Raw genomic sequence first — 20,306 nt, 5'->3', positions numbered from 1 at the left:
TTCAAAGCTCAGCCCACTTACGTATAAGATTATGATATAGGCTGGTGAGTTTGACCACTTCTGGATGTTGATCACTGAGCTCAATTCTTAAACGCTGAATACTTTGATCCAGATTAAACAGCATATGACGATTAGCATCATCACGGATCATACTCTGAACCCAAAAAAATGAAGCGATTCGTGTACCTTGGGTGATAGGTGTTACTTCATGTACGCTGGTCGAAGGGTAAAGGATCATATCGCCAGCTGGAAGTTTAACTTCGTGATAACCATATGTATCTTCAACGACCAATTCACCGCCTTCATATTCTTCTGGCTCACTCAAAAACACAGTACAAGAAAGATCTGTACGAATGCGTTGCTGAGTACCTCGAATATTACGAATCGAGTTGTCGACATGAAAACCAAAGGACTCATTATTTTCATAGCGGTTGAAGTAGGGCGGTAAAATTTCTAGGGGCAATGCTGCTGATAGAAAAATAGAATTATTTCCTAAAGCTTCAAGAATGATATTGCCTAATTGTTGAGTTAATGGATGATTTTCAGGGAGTTGCTGATTTTGTTTTACGTTTTTCGACAAAGAGCCTGTGGTAGATTGACCATTCACCCAAGCTGCACTCTGCATTTCATTTCGAAAATACAAGACTTGTTCTTTACTCAGTACATGAGGAATATGGTGAATCATCTCTAATCCTTTTGCTTCAATAAATACTTGAGTCTTGTATACAAAGAAAAATAGCCTCTTGGAAGAGACTATTCTATATTATTTAAATGAAATCCATAAAATTATGCTGGATTTATTTCGTTGAATTAATATTTAAAGTTCAATGAAAGTACAGCACTACGTCCTTCCGCTTCTGTAGCATAGTGTGATGCATAAGCTTTAGTAAAATAGCGTTTATCTGAAAGGTTATTTAGATTTAATTGCAAATCTACATTTTTGTTAACATTGTAGCGTGCCATTGCATCATAACGAACATAGCCTGGAACAAACTTGGTATTGGCAGCATCGCCATAAACCTTGTCCATCGCTAAAGCCCCTGCACCTAAAGTTAACTGCGGAAGGACTTGGTATGTTGTCCAAAGTGTTGCGCTGTTTTTAGGAACGTTTGGAAGTTGTTTGCCTTTTGCCGCATTTGGATATGTACAAACGCCAGCACGAGTACATGATGGACCTGGGTTGGTTTGTTCGCTATCTAGATAAGAATATCCAGCAGTTATGTCCCATTTGTCCGTGATTTTACCTGTTGCGGTCAATTCAATACCATCCACTTTACTTTCGCCGCCATTGGTATAGGTGCCAGCATCTAATTGAATACGGGTATTTTGTTTTTCAGTACGGAATACTGCAGCAGTCAAGTTTAAGCGTTCATCGAGGAAATCCCATTTTGTCCCAAGTTCATAGGTACGTGCTTCTTCTGGTTTTAAATCCATATAAGCTTGACCAATTGCTTCGGAACCATCACCACCATCTACACCCACTGGGTTGGCAGATGTTGCATAGCTGGCATAAATTGAACCATTTTTCATTGGTTTAAATGTTAGTCCAGCTTGATAAGTGAAAAAATCTTTATTGTTTTCAAGCTTTAGACCTGTAGCATTTGTAACTTGTTCAGTGTCAAATTTGTCCCAACGAACACCTAAATCGAGTAACCACTGTGGGTTAAATTCAATATTATCGAGTAGATAAATTGAGGTCACTTTTGTTGTAGTTGTAGTTGTCTTTCGATTTGCAGTCGCTGAACCTAACCATTGTTCTTTTGAATTTGGATTGGTTAGAGAAGTACACCATGCATCATTGATTTTACAATCGCTGTTAAAACCACCAGTCGTGGTACCTGTATAACCGGGATAGGTGATTGTGTAACTGCCTTTGTCTGATTTTTGATCACTGTACTCAGCACCCACATTAAATTTATGCTTGATTTCTCCAGTATTAAACTTACCTGTCAATGCCAGCTGATCTGTGAAAATATCCGTATCAGTAATACGTGAATTGATGCGGCGCCAAACTTTATCATTTAATACATTACCTTTTGAATCATCGGGTTGAGTCCAAAGATAATCGTTTGTTGATTTATTATATACAGCAGTATTGGTAATCGTTAAATTCTCGTTTAAATCATGTTCTAATTTAATCGTACCAATTTGATTTTCTTGTTTTTGGAAATCACGATCATGTAATCCATAGTAAATGCCTTGTTTAACATCTACAGGTTTTCCAAAAGTTGCTTTCTTGGAAGCATCATAGTTATATGGTACACCTGAATCAGGTGTATCATCTGATTTTAAATAATAATAACTCAATGTTGCACGAGTTGGCGTGTCTAAACCAAAAGTAATACTGGGTGCAATCCCCGCACGTTTATATTCCGCACCATCATGTTGACCAGCTTTTTCATTTTGATGCCCCATGATTGCAACACGTGCAGCAATGCCATTACCAAAATCTTTATTGCCATCTAGAGTAATACGTTGGTAATTGTCTGTACCACCAGCCACGGAACCTTCTAGAAAGTCACCTTTTTTTGCGACTTTAGAAATCATGTTGACGCTACCACCGACAGAGCCAGCACCCCCGAATGATGATGCAGAACCTTTAGTTACTTCAACTTGTTCTACAGCAAACATTTCACGGTTTTGTGAGGTCGAATTACGAACCCCATCTACATACATTGAACTTTCAGAATTATATCCGCGGATAAATGGACGATCACCATTTGGATTGCCACCTTCACCAGCTCCCAAAGTAATTCCTGGCACAGTACGAAGTGCATCGGCAAGTGTGGTGACTTGCGTATCTTCAATGAGTTTTTTTGAAATAACTGATACCGACTTAGGAGTGTCGAGAAGTGGAGCAACGAATTTTTTATTGGCAGATTCATCTACTTTTAAACTTTGTTCTGCAGTTGCTTGCGCTTTAATTGTTGGCAGTTTTGCAATTTCGTCCTGAGCAATGGCTGACGTAGCAATAACAGAAAGTGATGAAGCAATTGCTGTAGAAACAATTTTTTTGCGTGATTTGATAAATGACATACTTTAACTCACAAAGAGTAGTGCAAATTTGTATGCGAATAATAATGATTCTTATTTTTTTATGCATCTATTTGTTATTGTATTTGTCGATTGAGTTAAAGAGTTTTTAAGTAAAAATAAATTAGTCTTATTGGAAATTTTAGCCTAATCATATGAAAAAAATAAATTTAATAATATCTCCTCAATATTTCAAGATGTAAAAAAAATGAAGTGATTGTGAATAGGACTTTAGACTTAGGTAAATTCATCAAAATGTAATCGAGCATAAGAAATCAATTGATTTGTTTTTTTGTTGTTTAAAATATGAGCATAAAGGCAATAACAATCATCGAAATAAAATGATTTACACAGGTATTTTGTATATATTTAAATGTTGTCATATAATGTGGCACTTTTTTAAAAACTGTAATTATTAAATTCTATCGAGGAAGCCATGCAAGTAACTTCTGAAGCGGTTTCGGGCGTTGCCCGTCGTTTAAATGTATCTGTACCGACGAGCCGTATTAACGAGCAGTTTGAAGCTCGCTTGAAACGCACTGCTAAAACTGTGAAGATTAACGGCTTCCGTCAAGGTAAAGTGCCAGTAAATGTTGTACGTCGTGAGTACGGCGCGGGTATTTATCAAGAAGTTGTCAATGATATTATTCGTGACACAGTATTCGAAGCGATTCAACAAGAAAAAATCAATGCTGTTGGTATGCCAAATATCGACAAAGTTGAAAATAAAGATGATGCATTAGTTTATCAAGCAACTGTTGAAGTTTACCCTGAAGTTGAAGTTAAATTTGATGGTCTTGAAGTCTCTCGTAAATCATCTGAAGTGACAGACAAAGATGTTGAGGTAATGCTTGAAAACCTTCAAAAGCAGCGCGCTGAGTGGACTGAAACTAAAGGCATGGCGAAGAAAGACATGCAAGTGACTTTCGACTTTGAAGGGACTGTTGATGGTGAAAAGTTTGAAGGCGGTGCTGCTGAAGACTTTAAACTTGTTTTAGGTTCTGGTCGTATGATCCCTGGCTTCGAAGACGGTATCGTTGGTATGAAGAAAGGTGAAGAGAAAGTGATTGATGTTACTTTCCCTGAAGACTACCAAGCTGAAAACTTGGCTGGTAAAGCTGCTCAATTCAAAATCACAGTTAAACTTGTTGAAAAACAAAAACTTCCTGAAATTGATGCTGAATTCTTAAAAATCTTTGGTTTAACTGAAGAAGAAGGCGTTGAAAAATTAAAAGCTGACGTTCGCAAAAACATGGAACGTGAAGTGAAAAATGGTTTGCGTAACCAAGTGAAAGGTGCAACTTTTGATGCACTGGTTGCGGCAAACGAAGTTGAAGTTCCTGAGTCTATGTTGGCTCAAGAAATTGACCGTCAACGTCAACAAATGATCCAACAATTTACTCAGCAGTTTGGTGCTCAAGGTGCAAAAGCATTTGACAGCAGCATGCTTCCAGATGAATTGTTCAAAGAGCAAGCAGAAAAAGCAGTGAAGCTTGGCGTACTTGTGAGTAAAGTATTGGCTGATGCTAAACTTGAAGTAGATCAAGCTCGTGTTGATGCTTATATCGAAGATATGGCTTCTTCTTATGAAGATCCAGCTGAAGTGATTGAATATTTCAAAAATGACAAGCAACAACGTGCTCAAATTGAAGGCGTTGTGTTAGAAGATCAAGTGGTTGATCACATCTTGGCTAGCGCTAAAGTGACTGATGAAGCTGTAAGCTACCAAGATTTGTTAAAAGAGCAACAAGCACGTCAACAAGGCTAAGCTGTTTGATGTTGAAAAAGGCGCTTTGGCGCCTTTTTTTTATGAGTTTAAACATTGGCTTAGTCAATCTGTTCACAATACTTATGCAAAAAATATCGGATATTTAGTTGGGAATATTTTGCATTTTCAGCAATTATCCCTCATATTGTGAACATGAGTGACGTAACAAAAATTCAGGAATAAATAACGTATGTATGTTCCATCAATTGAAAGCGCTTTAGTGCCAGTAGTCGTAGAACAATCTTCACGCGGTGAGCGTTCTTTCGATATTTTTTCGCGTCTTTTACGTGAACGTGTGATTTTCTTAACGGGTGAAGTTGAAGATAACATGGCGAATCTTATCGTTGCGCAGATGTTGTTTCTAGAAGCTGAAAATCCAGACAAGGATATCCATTTATATATCAATTCGCCGGGTGGATCTGTGACTGCAGGGATGGCAATTTACGATACCATGCAGTTTATCAAGCCTGATGTTGTGACATATTGTATGGGGCAGGCAGCATCAATGGGTGCATTCTTATTGAATGCAGGTGCGAAAGGTAAACGTTATTGCCTGGAAAATGCCCGTGTGATGATTCACCAACCATTAGGCGGTTTCCGTGGTCAGGCATCGGATATTGAAATCCATGCGCGCGAAATTCTATTCATCAAAGAACGTTTAAACCGTTTAATGGCTGAACATAGTGGTCAGGATTACGAAACTGTTGCTAAAGATACAGATCGTGATAATTTCATGACCGCACAGCAAGCAAAAGAATATGGTTTAGTGGATCAGGTATTAAGTAAACGACCACAAAACTAAGCATTTATAGATACGATTTAAGAATTTGGAGTGAAAATGTCCGATCTTCCTCAAGGACAAAAGCATTGTTCATTTTGCGGTAAAACGCAGTCTGAAGTCGGTAAGCTGATTGCAGGCGAGGACGCATATATTTGTAATGAATGTGTGGATGTATGTCTAGACTTAGTGCAAACGAGTCAGCAAGTGGAAACTGGCGATTGGGCATCACGTCCATTGCCTAAGCCCCATGAAATCCGTGCGGCTTTGGACCAATATGTGATTGGTCAGGATACTGCGAAGAAAACGCTTTCAGTGGCAGTATATAACCATTACAAACGTTTGAAAGTTGCTCAAACTGGACATAAGCCTAAAGATGCGGTTGAAATTGCGAAAAGTAATATTTTGCTGATTGGACCAACAGGTTCGGGGAAAACATTACTTGCGCAAACGCTGGCGCGTCTACTGGATGTACCTTTTGCAATGGCAGATGCAACAACATTGACTGAAGCAGGATATGTTGGTGAAGATGTTGAAAACATTATTCAAAAACTGTTGCAAAAAGCCGATTACGATGTAGAGAAAGCCCAGAAAGGCATTATCTATATTGACGAAATTGATAAGATTACCCGTAAATCTGAAAATCCGTCAATTACACGTGATGTCTCTGGTGAAGGTGTACAACAAGCATTGTTGAAAATGATTGAGGGTACAGTTGCATCCATTCCTCCTCAAGGTGGGCGTAAGCATCCACAGCAAGAATTTATTCAAGTGGATACAGCCAATATCTTGTTTATCTGTGGTGGTGCATTCTCAGGTCTTGAGAAAGTGGTGCAGCAACGTCAAGAGAAAGGTGGAATCGGCTTTAATGCAGATGTGAAGAATAAGGATGATACTAAAAAAGTCTCTGAATTGTTCCGACAGGTTGAAGCAGCCGACTTGGTAAAATTTGGCTTAATTCCAGAGTTTATTGGTCGTTTACCTGTGATTGCAACCTTGGAAGAGCTTGATGAAGAAGCACTAATGCAGATTCTGACTGAGCCTAAAAACGCCTTAACACGCCAATATCAATATTTATTTGAAATGGAAAATGTTGATCTTCTGTTTGAGGATTCTGCATTACGTGCGATTGCGAAAAAGGCTTTAGAGCGCAATACAGGTGCGCGTGGTCTGCGTTCTATTCTGGAAAACGTTCTGCTAGAGACGATGTATGATTTACCAAGTCGCTCTGATATTGGTACAGTCATCATCAACGAAGCTGTGATTAATGACAAAGCTGTACCTCAGTTCAAACCTGAACGACAGCCCAAGCAAGAAAGCAATGAAGTTGAAAAAGTAGATCTAAAGGTTTTAGACAGTAAATCGGCTTAAATGTTGGATTTTACTCAGCATCACTTTTGCATCTTATCTGAAACGTGTAAGTAGTTTGACTATTTACACGTTTTTTTATTTTTAAATTGTCATTGTAATGTTAAGCTCACTGTGCAGAATATTGTTTATTAAGAATGAAAATAAAAAATACGCGGTGAGGGAAAATCATGCGTTACATCAGTTTATTCGTTTTGATGAGTTGTGGATTAGCAGCTTGTCAAAGTCATCAATCTGTTGAACAGCAATCAACCAAAGTTGTTTCAACTTTAGATCCTATTGATTTTAAAAAAGAACAATCATTGGTTCATGAAAAGCTGGATCAATATAAAGTGAAATCTTTTTCCGCCGGTTCTTGGGTCAATCAAAAACCCGGTCAATACTTTCATTTGGTGAAACCACAGAATCCTCAAGCTGCTGTGATTTATTTCTATCGTCCAGACAGTCGCTGGAACAGACAGGAAATCATTCCCACCAATTTCTTTTTAAATGGTAAGCGTATTCCCAGTTTAATCAGCAATCACTACTATTGGATTGAGCTTGCTGAAGGTGATTATAAATTAAGTCTAAGTCGGCCATTAACAGTTTTTCATTTTCAGAAGCCTAAAGTTGCCTATTTTTCTGTAGAAGCAGGCGGGCAATATTTTGTTAAATACGAGGAAGAGAAATTCCGTGGTGGGCCAAACGGTGAGGCTGGGCTATTACGAGTTGGACCATTGATGCAAATGCCAACACGACAGGGTTTAAAAGAAATTGCCATGACGCAACTTAAAACACCTGGATTGAATTTTGTTGCTGAGGTGACTGCGGATGGGCGGGTAATTAAACCGCAAGAGAAAATTAAAGGTGCACCATATAAGGTAAGTGATGATGTACATTTAGGGCAACCTTTTAAGCTCTGGAATCCAACGACTTGGTAAGCTTTTTTAACAAACATCCAGATGTAAAAAAGAGAGCCTAGCTCTCTTTTTTAATGCTTACGGTGTATTCGCTGCTTTTTTCAACTCAGCGAGTTTTCTATTGATGTCTTTAAAATCCTGTTCAGTATTTTGAAGCGTTCTGCTGAGTTGAGCATTCATAATCTTCATGGTTTCTTGAGCAACCTGAGGCGATTTTTTCAGTATGGACTGACCTATAGCACTTGAATAAAAGTCGATTTGTGCTTGTACTTCATCGGCATTGAAAACATCTTTATAAATTTTTAGATAAAGCGGTTTGATCTGTTCCCAAGATACTGTTTTTTGACTTTGGGCATACATTTTATCTGCCAGTTCATTGGCAACGATTTGTTCTTGTGGACTCAACTGTTCCTTTTTTACGGTCATTTGAATGATCTGATATGCCTGTTGGTCTAATTGAGGGCGAATCTGCTGCATGGTTTCTTGTAAAAGTTGATCAATATTCATCACTTTTAGCAACTGCTGTACTTGCTGATCTGATGCTTGTGCTGCAAAAGCAAAATTGGCGGATATACATGAACCAAGAAGCACTAAATATTGTAATAATTTCATAATATACCTATAGGATAACGTGGTTATTTATACGACAAGGGGGGACTCACACTGAAAACAATATAAAGCTCTATTGAGCTTGCAGTATCGGTTTTAAAATGGCTTCCATTTTATCCTTAATCACTTTTTGATTTTCTGCTTTGAGCATTTGTTTCTGTGAAAACTGAGTGGTTTCTTGCATGACTTCAGTCATTAATAGGTTCATCTTCTGATTAATTGATTGACCTAAAGGTGTACTGAGAAACGCAATATTGGCTTGGATTTCTTCTTCAGTAAAGGTTTTTTTAAAAAGTGATTTGAATAGATCAAGATATTCAGGATCTGTAATCAGTTTCTGTTGAACATCGCTATAGAGGGCACTAATTTGCAGTGCAGCATTTTGCTGATCAATATTGAGAGTCTGAGCCCCAGTCACTTGGCGAACAAGATCTTCAGCTTGCTCATCAAAATAGGGTTGCATATCACGAGTACTTTGTCTGAATATTTCAGTGATATTGGAAAGTTGCATCAATTTGTCGACGCTTTTATCTGTTGCTGGAGATGCAAAGCTTGACACTGTGATGCAGCATAAACTTAAAGTAAAAATGAACTGCTTAATTTTCATGGATTTTCCTTTATTTATTTTCATCTAACTGAGGCAGGTGTTGAATAATTTGTCCAATTTTGTTGCGATATGGTTGGATAAAATGAGGATCGTTGACTGCTTTAGAAATCGCAGCATTGCTTTCTAGGAATATTTTCGTGTCAGCATTTGCCAGTTTTGTATATAACTCCTGGCTTGGAGTCGTAGCACTATCATATAAGATTTCAATCTCTTGAGGATTTAACGATTCTAAAAGAATTTGTTTGGTTTGGGCGATAAATTGTGGATCCCGTAGAATTTTTTCGGGCATTGCCTGATAGATTTCTACAATTTGTGGGATGAGTTGTTTTTCTTGATCTGTGAGTTCTATCGTACCTAAGCCATTTTTGATTAGATTTTCTGCTTGATGCTGATAAATCTCATTTACGCTTTCACTGTATTGTAGACGCCATATTTGATTGACAATGATACCTTGCGCGAGTTGGTCAAGTGCTTGACTCTCAGTTGTTGATGCAAAACTTTGAATAGAGATCGAAGATGAAAACAGCACAGAAAAAATAATATATTTTATAAAGTTCATGATCTGGCTCAAAATAAAAAAGCACTCTAATCATAGAGTGCTTTTCCAGTGATCCTCAAGCTTAATCTAAGCTTTATGGGATATTATTGTGCAGCATCAACGACTGGAATTTTTCCAATTTTGGCTTGCCAAATTTTTGGTGCTGTCGCATGAACAGAAGTACCATTTACATCCACAGCTACCGATACAGGCATATCTTGTACTTTGAATTTGTAAATTGCTTCCATACCCAAGTCAGCAAATGCGACAACTTCAGCTTCACGGATTGCTTTAGACACAAGGTAGGCAGCACCCCCTACAGCCATAAGGTAAGTGGCTTTATTGTCTTTGATGGCTTCAATCGCTGCTGGACCACGATCAGCTTTACCAATCATACCAAATAGCCCCGTTGCTTCGAGTACTTGGCGGGTGAATTTATCCATACGTGTTGCAGTCGTTGGACCTGCAGGGCCGACCACTTCATCACCAACAGGATCAACAGGACCAACGTAATAAATGAACTTGCCTTTTAAATCTACAGGAAGCTGTTCGCCTTTATTGAGCATGTCAACCATGCGTTTATGGGCAGCATCACGACCTGTATAGATTGTACCATTGAGCAACAAGGTATCACCCGGTTGCCAAGCATTCATTTCTTCTTGAGTGATAGTATCAAGATCTACACGTTTAGAGGTAGAAGAATCCCAAGTCACTTCAGGATAGTCTGAAAGTTTCGGGGCTTGGATATGTGCAACACCTGAACCATCTAATTGGAAATGCGCATGACGTGTTGCAGCACAGTTTGGAATCATTCCCACTGGTTTACCTGCCGCATGGCAAGGGTAGTCCTTGATCTTGATATCAAGCACTGTGGTTAAACCGCCCAGACCTTGTGCGCCAATACCCAAAGCGTTTACTTTTTCAAAGATTTCAATACGAAGTTCTTCAATCTGGTTTTGTGGACCACGACGAAGTAATTCATCCATATTGATTTCTTCCATGAGCGATTCTTTTGCAAGCATCATGGCTTTTTCAGCAGTACCACCGATACCAATACCCAGCATACCAGGAGGACACCAACCTGCGCCCATGGTCGGTACAGTTTTAAGTACCCAGTCTACGATAGAGTCGGATGGGTTTAACATCGCAAGTTTAGATTTATTTTCGGAACCGCCACCCTTGGCAGCAACAGTGATATCCACTTTATTCCCTGGAACAAGCTTATAGTGAATCACAGCAGGGGTATTATCTTTAGTATTTTTACGACCGAAAGCAGGGTCTGCAAGGACGGATGCACGAAGTACGTTGGTATTTTCTAAATAACCTTGACGTACACCTTCGTTGATTGCATCGTCTAAACTCATGGTTAAATCAAATTTAACGTCTAAGCCCACATCAACAAATACGTTAACAATACCAGTATCTTGACAGATTGGACGATGACCTTCTGCACACATACGTGAGTTAATTAAAATTTGTGCGATTGCATCCTTTGCAGCTTTGTTCTCTTCACGATCATAAGCACGGCTCATCGCTTGGATAAAGTCTTGTGGATGATAGTACGAAATGAACTGGAGCGCGTCCTTGACCGATGTGATCAAGTCATCTTGCTTGATAATAGTTGTCATATCAAAAATCTCTTGAGCGGGCTGTTAGCTAGCGGGCAGAATTATACGTGATATTGCCTGTTTTGTGGTGGCTTTGATGGATTTTTAGGCTAAAGTTTTATGATTTTATTCAAGCTAAAAAATCTATACTTATTTGACAATGAAATCTTTGAAAGGGATTTGCTACATGATGAAAGACCATACTCATCTGGCTGAAAATATTATTGAAATTTATGAAAAGAAAGCTCATGCATGGGTTGGGTTAAGAGGGACGTACCTATATGAAAAAGTATGGTTGGATCGGTTTTCGGCATTACTTCCACAACACTCAAATATACTGGACTTAGGTTGTGGTTCCGCAAAACCCATAGCGGCTTATATGATTGAGCAAGGGCATCGTGTTACGGGTGTAGATAGTTCAAAAGCAATGTTGGAGATGGCTCGGCAGAATTTTCCAGAACACTTGTTTCCAGAATGTAATTGGATTCAAGGGGATATGCGTACAGTTAAACTGATTGAAAAGTTTCAGGGAATTTTAATTTGGGACAGCTTTTTTCATTTATCACCGGAACATCAAAGTGCCATGTTTCAGCAATTTGATCATTTTTCAATGCAGGATACCGTTTTAATGTTTACTAGTGGTCCAGCATATGGAGAGCAGATTGGCGATTTATTCGGAGAACCTCTATACCATGCCAGTTTGTCCTCAGAACAATATACCCAATTGCTTAATCGCTTTGGTTTTAAAGTTATCATAATGATAGCCGAAGATCCTAACTGTACAGGTCATACCGTTTGGTTGGCTCAAAAAAATTAATTGCTGTTAATTTAATCAATTGAATCAAATAATTAAAAAAATATTCAAGTGAATAATACTTCATGAACCATATATGGCATTTTAATTATTTTTTTGAATTTTAATGATGTTTTTTTTAATTATTTAGTTTTTATTTAAGAGAGTGATTAGATTATTTTCAATAAAAATACTTTTGAACGAAGGCAATATAGACCATTGTGTGAAGGAATTGGCATACTTGTGTAAATTTTTATGAAAAATTGTATTATAATGATAATTATTATCATTACGATTTTTTGGGGGATGGAATGCGTTTTGTCAAAAAAAGTTTAACACTCATGATGCTATCAACGGGATGCCTGTTTGTATCTCCTATGGTATTTTCTAATTCTGATATTGCCAAGGAAGAGCAAAGAGCCAATACGGCCACACTTCCGACCATTGCGATTGAAGCAATGGCTGATGGTGACCCCATTAAAACGTATGTGGACTATAAACAAGCCAATGTCACGCGAAATGGTTTAGATAAAAAAGATATCCCACAAACTGTAGATACAATTGATGTGTCCAAATATAAGTTGTACGGCGCAAATGATTTAAGTGTGATGTTACAGGGAACACCAGGTGTCTCAACCAGCTATGACATGCGTGGTGATGGCATTATGCTGCGTGGGTTCAGTGCTGATTCAGGTGATATTTACCGTGATGGTGTGCGTGAAAGTGGACAGATTCGTCGTAGTACTGCCAATGTTGAACGTATTGAGATTTTAAAAGGACCAGCATCTGTACTCTACGGTCGTAGTGGTGGTGGTGGTGTGATTAATATGGTCACCAAATACGCAAATTTTGACTCACCAAGTTCAATTGGTGCTTACGCTGGGTCTTATGGCAATGTTGGTGGAACTATTGATCTAAATAAAGTACTTAATGATAACTGGGCTGTGCGTTTGGTTGGAGAAAAGTCAGATACCAATAGTTTTCGTTCAGGGATCGGTTCGAAAGAAGAAATGATCTCTCCAAGCGTGACCTATCGCAGTGATGATGAGAAACTGATTTGGACCACAGAATTTACATATGACAATTTAGAACGCGTACCTGATCGTGGACCTTCCTATGATAACTTGCCTTTAGGAACATCAATCAAGATGGGGTTTTCTCAACCCGGTGACTATGTAGAAGATGTTCTTCAAACAATGCGTACAGATGTTAAATATGAATTTGCACCAAATTGGAAATTTCATTGGAGTTTAAGTCATCGTGAATCGGAACAGAATTTTGATCATTTTTATTTAGGATCTATGTGTACAGCTGACGTGAAGCCAACGAATACAAATAAAGGCTGTTACAAAGGCTATATCAATCAAATCTATTACTGGCAACAAACGACCAATAAAACTACTGCCAATACTTGGGATATAACAGGAGAATTTAAGACTGGGGCAATCAAACACAATATCTTGGTTGGTACAGATTGGTCTTATGAACAACGAGAGCCGTTATTATCTAATAAAAACTCGGATGGGTCATTGATTTATGGGTTTGTAAATCCATTGACTGGGGATCGTTTTAGTAATCGTGGCACAGGGCATATCATGACCTCTCATAATTATAATGAAGGGACGAATTATGCACTTTTTCTTCAAGATTTAATGAGTATTAATGACCAATTTAAAATAATGTTGGGCGGAAGATATGATTATTATGAAGCAAAAACTACAAATAAATTAGAGAGTTCGACTTCTTATCGACAATCAAGAACTGTTCAGGATGAAACATTTAGTCCGAATGTAGGCTTTGTATGGCAACCTGTACCTGAACAAAGCTTATATGCATCTTATAGTCGTAGTTTTTCACCTTTTGGTGGAAACATGGGCGTCAATGTTGTTAATGCAACAGATGATCTAAATGCATACAATTACGAGCCTCAGTATCTTGATCAGTATGAAATTGGTATAAAAAGCGAATGGCTTGATTCTAAGTTAAATACACAATTTTCTGTATTCAATATCAATAAAAATAATATTCGTGCTCGTAAGGACCCTGATGACAATAATTCACCTTATGTAGTTGTTGGTAAACATGAATCTACTGGGGCTGAATTTAGCTTTATTGGTCAAGCACTCAATAACCTTTATATTCGTGGTGGTTATGGTTATACAGATTCCAAAATCGCTAAAAATGATTTAAAACCTGAATTGGTGGATAATGATTTAAGAAACGTTTCAAAACATACGGGTAATTTGTTTGTACGCTACCTTCCTACAGAAAAGTTTTATGGAGAAGTCGGTGCAACTTACATGGGGTCTTATTATACCTCTGATGAAAACACCACAAAAATGCCAGACTGGACTCGTGTTGATGCAGCAGTGGGTTATAAGGATGATAGATGGGGGGCAACATTTGCGGTAAACAATCTTACCGACAAAGAATATTGGCGTTCAAACGCGATGCCTGGTACACCAAGAAACTATCTATTCCGTGTGAATTATTACTTTTAAGTGCTGCTGTGTACTCATATTTATTTGAATCATGCGGTATGTTGATCAATAAACTATAAGAACAACAAAATAAAAAAACCACTCAAATCATCTGAGTGGTTTTTTTATTTATGTAAAAGCTTATTGTGCTGCTTGCTGTTCTGACTGAATCGCCGTCAGTGCAATAGTAAAGACAATGTCATCCACCAATGCTCCACGCGATAAATCATTTACAGGTTTGTTTAAACCCTGCAGCATTGGACCAACACTCACCACATTTGCAGAACGCTGCACTGCTTTATAGGTGGTATTTCCTGTATTCAGATCAGGGAAAATAAAGACATTGGCACGACCGGCAACTTGAGAGTCTGGTGCTTTAGAGCGCCCGACACTTTCAACAGATGCAGCATCATATTGCAATGGTCCATCAATCAGTAAATCAGGACGACGTTGTTTTGCAATTTCGGTCGCTTTAGCGACTTTCTCTACTTCTGCACCAGCGCCTGAAGTCCCTGTCGAATAGGAAATCATGGCAATACGTGGGTCAATACCAAAGGCTTTTGCTGAATCTGCAGATTGAATCGCAATCTCTGCCAACTGTTCAGCATCAGGATCAGGATTAATCGCACAGTCTCCGTACACATAAACTTCATCAGGCAAGAGCATAAAGAAGATTGAGGATACTAAAGAGTATTCCGGTGCTGTTTTAATCAGCTGGAAAGCGGGGCGAACAGTATTGGCTGTGGTATGTACTGCACCTGATACCAAGCCATCCACTTGATCCAGCGCCAGCATCATGGTCCCTAATACTACTGTGTCTTGAAGTTGTTCACGCGCCTGCAATTCATTGAGTTTGCCTTTACGCAGTTCAACCATTTGTGCGACATAATTTTCACGAATCAGATCTGGATCAATAATTTCCAAATCAGCAGGTAATTCGATGTTGCGAGCTTTGGCGACATCAAGAACAGCTTCAGGTTTTGCTAACAATACGCATTGCGCAATTCCACGGGACTGACAGATGACTGCTGCTTGAATGGTACGTGGTTCATCGCCTTCGGGAAGTACAATCCGTTTTTTGGCTGCAATTGATTTTTGCACCAATTCATGACGGAAGGCAGATGGAGATAGACGGGGTTTATAGTCACCATTGAGGATTTGAAGTAACCAGTCTTGGTCGATATGACTGGATACAAAACGGGTGACTTGATCTGCTCGCTCGGTATCGTCTACAGGAATCTCATTGCCTAGATTCGCCAGTTGCTGGGCTGTTTCAAAGGTGCTGAGTGGCGTATGTAAAATCGGTAAACCATTTTTGATTGCAGTTTGGCAGAATTCCAAAACCAAAGGATTAGGTTCATGATGTTCAGTAAGAACTAATCCTGCAAGCGGAATACCATTGCTGGTCGCTAAACTACTTGCCAACAGTACATCAATACGATCAGATGCACTGATAATTAATTCCCCAGCCACAAATTTTTGTAATTCATGTTCAATGTTTGAAGCGATCAAGCTGCTATGTAATACACGGCGTGTAGAGGCTTTACCTTGATTAATCCATGTTGCCTGAATTTGTTTTGCAAGATCAGAAACACGAGGCACACTTAAAGTATCACTGAAAGGCACCAAACCGATGATCGGGAAATTTGTAGAACCGATGTGAGCATGGGTTTTTTGAATTTCTTTTTTGAATTGTTCTGTGTCTGAAATCAAACGTAAACTAGGATCAATGGTCACAGGGATTTGAGCAGATTCGGCCGGTAAGCCGCGCGTACGCATAAACAATACACCCGCATTACGGGTGGATGAAGCACCTCCGAAGTTACGTAACTGTGCTTCGACTTTTTCGGCTGTGTATTCAGGTCGATTAATGTCTGCATTGCTGACAAAGATAACTTTTGCATCTAGCGCTTGCGCCAAAGAAGCATTTAGATCACTGGCAAAAGCATCACGAGCTGTTGGGACTAACCCTTCTACAATAATTATGTCATGTGATTTAGCCACTTGACGCTGTAAACTTACCGCTTCTTCTAAAAGCTCATCAGTTTCACCGTCATTCAACTGTTGGGTAATTTTGGTATACGCAATAGGTTCGACAGTATCCAGTTTTGAAATGTGGCGATACAGAGCCGTTGTGCGATCTGGTTCTGCTTGTAACTCTTGTGAAAATGGCTTGACGAAGCCTGCTTTAACACCTTGGCATTCCAAAGCATAGACTAAACCTAGGCATGCGGAGGTTAGTCCGACACCTTCCCCAGTTGGCACCAACAGAATCGTTTTCATAGACTATTCTTTAATAAATAAAAAGATTGAAATTTGTATATACAGAGAAGCCAACAAAGCAGAGTACACTATTTGACACAAGTTCTTTATTTATCAATACATTCGAGTCAAATATTAAGAATTTCTATGATCAGGTCCATGCTTGTATGACCTTTATTCAAGGATCGCAGAAACTCTAAGCGGTGTAATTCTATGCTCTGTTGTGAATCATGTTTTTAGAACGACATGATTCACAATGGATTATCTTGGCTCAGATCATCGCAACGACAGTTTAAACTGCCGCAACATCTGATTCAGGCTTTTTTGCAGCCTGTTGTACCTCATGTTCAACAACATGTACAGTTTCTTTGGCAATACGACCTTCTTCATCTGTTGGAACAACCCAAATTTGCGGACCTGTTCCTGCGTCGATACGACCTTCAGTGCCACGTTTTAAACCATCATTCTGTTCTTTGCTTAGGTTGAAACCGAAGTGTGGTAAATACGACACTGTTTTTTCACGAATATATGCAGAATTTTCTCCAATCCCACCCGTGAAGAATAAACCATCTATACGAGGTAAGCCACAGCTCAGTGCCGCGAGTGATTTTGCTAAACGGTAACAGAATACTTCAATTGCTAAAGTAGCATCTTCATTGCCTTGCTCCGAAGCTTCAATCAATGTACGCATATCATTGGAAAGATCAGATAAGCCAAGTAGACCTGATTGGCTATTCAGCATTTTATCAATTTTATAAATATCCCAGCCCAAGTTAGAAGCAAGGAAACTATGAATACTTGGGTCTACATCACCACTACGTGTACCCATCACTACGCCTTCAAGTGGCGTAAGCCCCATTGAGGTATCTACACTTTGACCATTCCAAATTGCGCAAGTTGAGCTACCATTACCCAAGTGTGCTGTTAACCAACCACCATGTTTATAGCTGCCTGCAAGTTCAGAGCCGCGTTCAGAAACATAGGCATGGCTAGTGCCGTGGAAACCATAGCGACGGACATTGTGCTGTGTATAAAGAAATTTCGGCAATGCATAACGATAGGCATGGGCAGGCATGGTTTGATGGAATGCCGTATCAAATACGGCAACCTGCGGCAGTTCAGGGAATAGACGCATTGTTGCATCAATACCGACCAGGTGAGCAGGGTTATGCAGCGGAGCTAATGGAGTCGCTTCACGAATTTTTTCTACAATTTCAGGTGTGAGTAATTCTGCTTTAGTCAATGTGCCGCCATGGACAACACGATGACCAATGGCTTTCGGTTGGTATTGTGATAAACGACTTAAAATGGTTTCTAAAGCTTTTTCATGGTCTGCATGCGGGATGGAGAGTTCGAGTGGCTGATTGCCCGCCGTGATCCCCTTAATACGTGCATCAGCAGAACCAAGGTTTTCCGCTAAACCAAAGATCCGATCTTCACGACGTTCAGAAACAAGCGCATATTTGATTGATGAAGATCCGCAGTTAATTACTAATACTGATGTAGACACGTTTTAATACCCAAATTGTAATTTGAAAAAGTCATCCTGATTGATCTGATTACGCTTTATTTATAGGGCAAATTAGATCAGTAGTGATGTTGTACCATGTGTAGTTTTTTTGTCCTAGATAGACTTTAGGTGATTAGACTTTCGGACTATCGACCTGATATTGATTAATATTTAATATTTATCAGTTGATTAATAAAAACTATCATTCATCTTTATTTTAATCTATCTGCATTGTGCAGTTTCTTGTAAACAAACTTATATGAGTTTATGACAATCAATCGGTCCGAGGATATAGCTGTTTTAGTTTTCAATAATTTTTGATGATTCAAACTCTTGAGAAAATAAGATGGGTTATGGTTTTTTAATGGTTCAACTTGATCATTTATGAAAATTTTACCCAGTAAACCAGCTGATGAAACAGGATACTCAAAAACATCATTGGCAATGGTTTAAAATAGGGTATTGTTTATAATGTGTTGTTTATGCAAGGTATTTTACTTGTTGTGGGGTTGAGTGAGCTTTGTGGCGAATAGGGGCAAGCAGTTGTAACACTCAGCATTGTAAGACGTAGGACAATGCTGAGTTTGCAAATTTTTTAAAATGTGATTAATGACGAATTTGACCGTCACCCAATACAATCCATTTTTGCGAAGTTAAACCTTCAAGTCCTACTGGACCACGTGCATGGATCTTATCGGTTGAAATACCGATTTCAGCGCCTAAACCATATTCAAAACCGTCTGCAAAACGGGTAGAAGCATTGACCATCACTGAACTGGAGTCGACTCGTGTCAAGAATTGGCGTGCCAAACTAAAGTTTTCAGTAATGATTGCATCCGTATGATGTGAGCCATATTTATTAATATGGTGGATGGCCTCTTCAATCCCTGTCACAATTTTCACTGCCAAAATTGGACCAAGATATTCTTCATACCAATCTTCTTCGCTTGCCGGTTTCACGGTATTGCCTAAGATCTTCTGAACCTTGATACATCCCCGTAATTCAACCTGTTTCTCCGCATAGAGTTCAGCAATACGGGGTAAAAATTCTTCAGCAATGCTTTCATCTACCAATAAAGTTTCCATGGCATTACACACACCATAACGATGCGTTTTGGCATTTAATGCGATCGGTAGCGCTTTATGTAAGTCTGCTTGAGCTTCAACAAATACGTGACAGTTACCATCCAGGTGTTTAATCACGGGAATTGTTGCTTCATTGCTGATACGTTCAATCAAACCTTTCCCGCCACGAGGGACAATCACATCGACATATTCAGACATTGTAATCAACTGACCAACTGCTGCACGATCAGGGGTGTTGATGACCTGTACACACGTTTCAGGCAATCCGGCCGCTTTTAAACCATGTTGGATGGCTTGAGCAATTGCCTGATTCGAGTTAAGCGCTTCAGAACCGCCGCGTAGAATGATGGCATTGCCAGATTTTAGCGCCAGTGATGCTGCTTCAAGGGTTACATTTGGGCGTGATTCATAGATCATACCCACGACACCCAAGGGTACTCGCATTTTACCGATTTGAATTCCGGTTGGACGGAAAGCCAAATCGGTAATTTCGCCAATAGGATCTACCAGTCCGATTACATCTTTTAAGCCTTGTAACATGCCTTTGAAGCGTGTGGGGTTGAGTTCTAAACGATCAAGTAAAGCGCTATCTAAATGGTTGTCACGACCTTTGGTCATGTCAATTTGGTTAGCAGCCAAGATTTGCGGTTCACTATTTTCCAAAGCAGTATAAATCGCAGATAAGGCATTATTTTTTACAAGTGTAGTCGCACCTGCCAAAGCACTAGCGGCTTGACGAGCTTGAATTCCTACAGTTTGCATATACTGTTCAATTGAATCTTGCATAGCAGTTTATTTGATCGTTTAAAAATTTCCCTTTGATAGTAGCAGTCTAAGCAAAAGCAAGGAAGTATTTCATTGAAATAAACTTATCTATCCTGTGCAGGGTCGCTAAATATCTTGCAATCTTTTTGCCATTTAAACTGGACAGACGGTCAATTTAGCGATTGCGTATAAATCACACATCT

At 39.1% G+C, this 20,306-nt stretch carries 15 protein-coding genes; 6 read left to right on the top strand and 9 right to left on the bottom strand.

The genetic code is table 11. The features are described from left to right. Position 1: 1 nt before the first annotated feature. Positions 2–685: a Fe2+-dependent dioxygenase gene (locus IMO47_RS04865; protein WP_196076513.1), complete on the bottom strand. Its 684-nt coding sequence runs from the start codon at positions 683–685 to the stop codon at positions 2–4. 125 nt (positions 686–810) lie between these two features. Further along, a complete protein-coding gene (locus tag IMO47_RS04860; RefSeq protein ID WP_196076512.1) occupies positions 811–3,036 on the bottom strand; it encodes a TonB-dependent siderophore receptor in 2,226 nt (741 codons plus the stop codon). Between the two features lie 433 nt (positions 3,037–3,469). Between IMO47_RS04860 and tig the strand changes: the two genes are divergently transcribed. The 4 genes from tig (at position 3,470) to IMO47_RS04840 (ending at position 7,867) form a co-directional block, all read left to right on the top strand. Continuing rightward, positions 3,470–4,801 carry a trigger factor gene (gene tig, locus IMO47_RS04855; RefSeq protein WP_196076511.1) on the top strand — a complete coding sequence of 444 codons (1,332 nt, stop codon included), beginning with the start codon at positions 3,470–3,472 and terminating at the stop codon, positions 4,799–4,801. A 190-nt stretch (positions 4,802–4,991) separates the two neighbouring features. Continuing rightward, a complete protein-coding gene (gene clpP, locus IMO47_RS04850) occupies positions 4,992–5,603 on the top strand; it encodes an ATP-dependent Clp endopeptidase proteolytic subunit ClpP (protein WP_196076510.1) in 612 nt (203 codons plus the stop codon). Positions 5,604–5,639: 36 nt separating this feature from the next. Then, positions 5,640–6,950, top strand: a complete 1,311-nt coding sequence (clpX, locus tag IMO47_RS04845; RefSeq protein WP_196076509.1) for an ATP-dependent Clp protease ATP-binding subunit ClpX — start codon at positions 5,640–5,642, stop codon at positions 6,948–6,950. A gap of 167 nt (positions 6,951–7,117) precedes the next feature. Then, positions 7,118–7,867, top strand: coding sequence for a DUF2846 domain-containing protein (locus IMO47_RS04840; RefSeq protein WP_196076508.1), 750 nt, complete (start codon positions 7,118–7,120; stop codon positions 7,865–7,867). A gap of 57 nt (positions 7,868–7,924) precedes the next feature. On the opposite strand, the gene IMO47_RS04835 is transcribed toward IMO47_RS04840, so the two are convergent. From IMO47_RS04835 to IMO47_RS04820, 4 genes are all read right to left on the bottom strand, one after another. Beyond that, on the bottom strand, positions 7,925–8,458 hold the full coding sequence (locus IMO47_RS04835) for a DUF2059 domain-containing protein (protein WP_196076507.1): 534 nt from the start codon (positions 8,456–8,458) through the stop codon (positions 7,925–7,927). A 70-nt stretch (positions 8,459–8,528) separates the two neighbouring features. After that, positions 8,529–9,062 carry a DUF2059 domain-containing protein gene (locus IMO47_RS04830; protein ID WP_196076506.1) on the bottom strand — a complete coding sequence of 178 codons (534 nt, stop codon included), beginning with the start codon at positions 9,060–9,062 and terminating at the stop codon, positions 8,529–8,531. 10 nt (positions 9,063–9,072) lie between these two features. Further along, complete coding sequence (locus IMO47_RS04825) at positions 9,073–9,621, bottom strand: hypothetical protein (RefSeq protein WP_196076505.1); 549 nt, start codon at positions 9,619–9,621, stop codon at positions 9,073–9,075. 83 nt (positions 9,622–9,704) lie between these two features. Beyond that, positions 9,705–11,228: a fumarate hydratase gene (locus IMO47_RS04820; RefSeq protein WP_196076504.1), complete on the bottom strand. Its 1,524-nt coding sequence runs from the start codon at positions 11,226–11,228 to the stop codon at positions 9,705–9,707. Between the two features lie 169 nt (positions 11,229–11,397). Here IMO47_RS04820 and IMO47_RS04815 point away from each other — a divergent pair, with 169 nt between their 5' ends. Beyond that, positions 11,398–12,024: a class I SAM-dependent methyltransferase gene (locus tag IMO47_RS04815; protein WP_196076526.1), complete on the top strand. Its 627-nt coding sequence runs from the start codon at positions 11,398–11,400 to the stop codon at positions 12,022–12,024. A 287-nt stretch (positions 12,025–12,311) separates the two neighbouring features. Continuing rightward, complete coding sequence (locus tag IMO47_RS04810; protein ID WP_196076503.1) at positions 12,312–14,501, top strand: TonB-dependent receptor; 2,190 nt, start codon at positions 12,312–12,314, stop codon at positions 14,499–14,501. Positions 14,502–14,621: 120 nt separating this feature from the next. Here IMO47_RS04810 and pta read toward each other — a convergent pair whose 3' ends face one another. The 3 genes from pta to IMO47_RS04795 form a co-directional block, all read right to left on the bottom strand. Then, positions 14,622–16,763: a phosphate acetyltransferase gene (gene pta / locus IMO47_RS04805; protein WP_196076502.1), complete on the bottom strand. Its 2,142-nt coding sequence runs from the start codon at positions 16,761–16,763 to the stop codon at positions 14,622–14,624. A gap of 271 nt (positions 16,764–17,034) precedes the next feature. Next, positions 17,035–18,252 (bottom strand): acetate kinase, encoded by a 1,218-nt coding sequence (locus IMO47_RS04800; RefSeq protein ID WP_196076501.1) that lies wholly within the window; start codon positions 18,250–18,252, stop codon positions 17,035–17,037. A gap of 606 nt (positions 18,253–18,858) precedes the next feature. Continuing rightward, positions 18,859–20,124, bottom strand: coding sequence for a glutamate-5-semialdehyde dehydrogenase (locus IMO47_RS04795; protein WP_196076500.1), 1,266 nt, complete (start codon positions 20,122–20,124; stop codon positions 18,859–18,861). Positions 20,125–20,306 lie beyond the last annotated feature (182 nt).

It is taken from the genome of Acinetobacter sp. Res13-Abat-PEC15-P4-01 (assembly GCF_015676285.1).
Taxonomy (GTDB): Bacteria; Pseudomonadota; Gammaproteobacteria; order Pseudomonadales; family Moraxellaceae; genus Acinetobacter; species Acinetobacter nematophilus.
The sequence above is the reverse complement of the archived record's forward strand: the minus strand, read 5'-3'. Positions and strand labels throughout refer to the sequence as shown.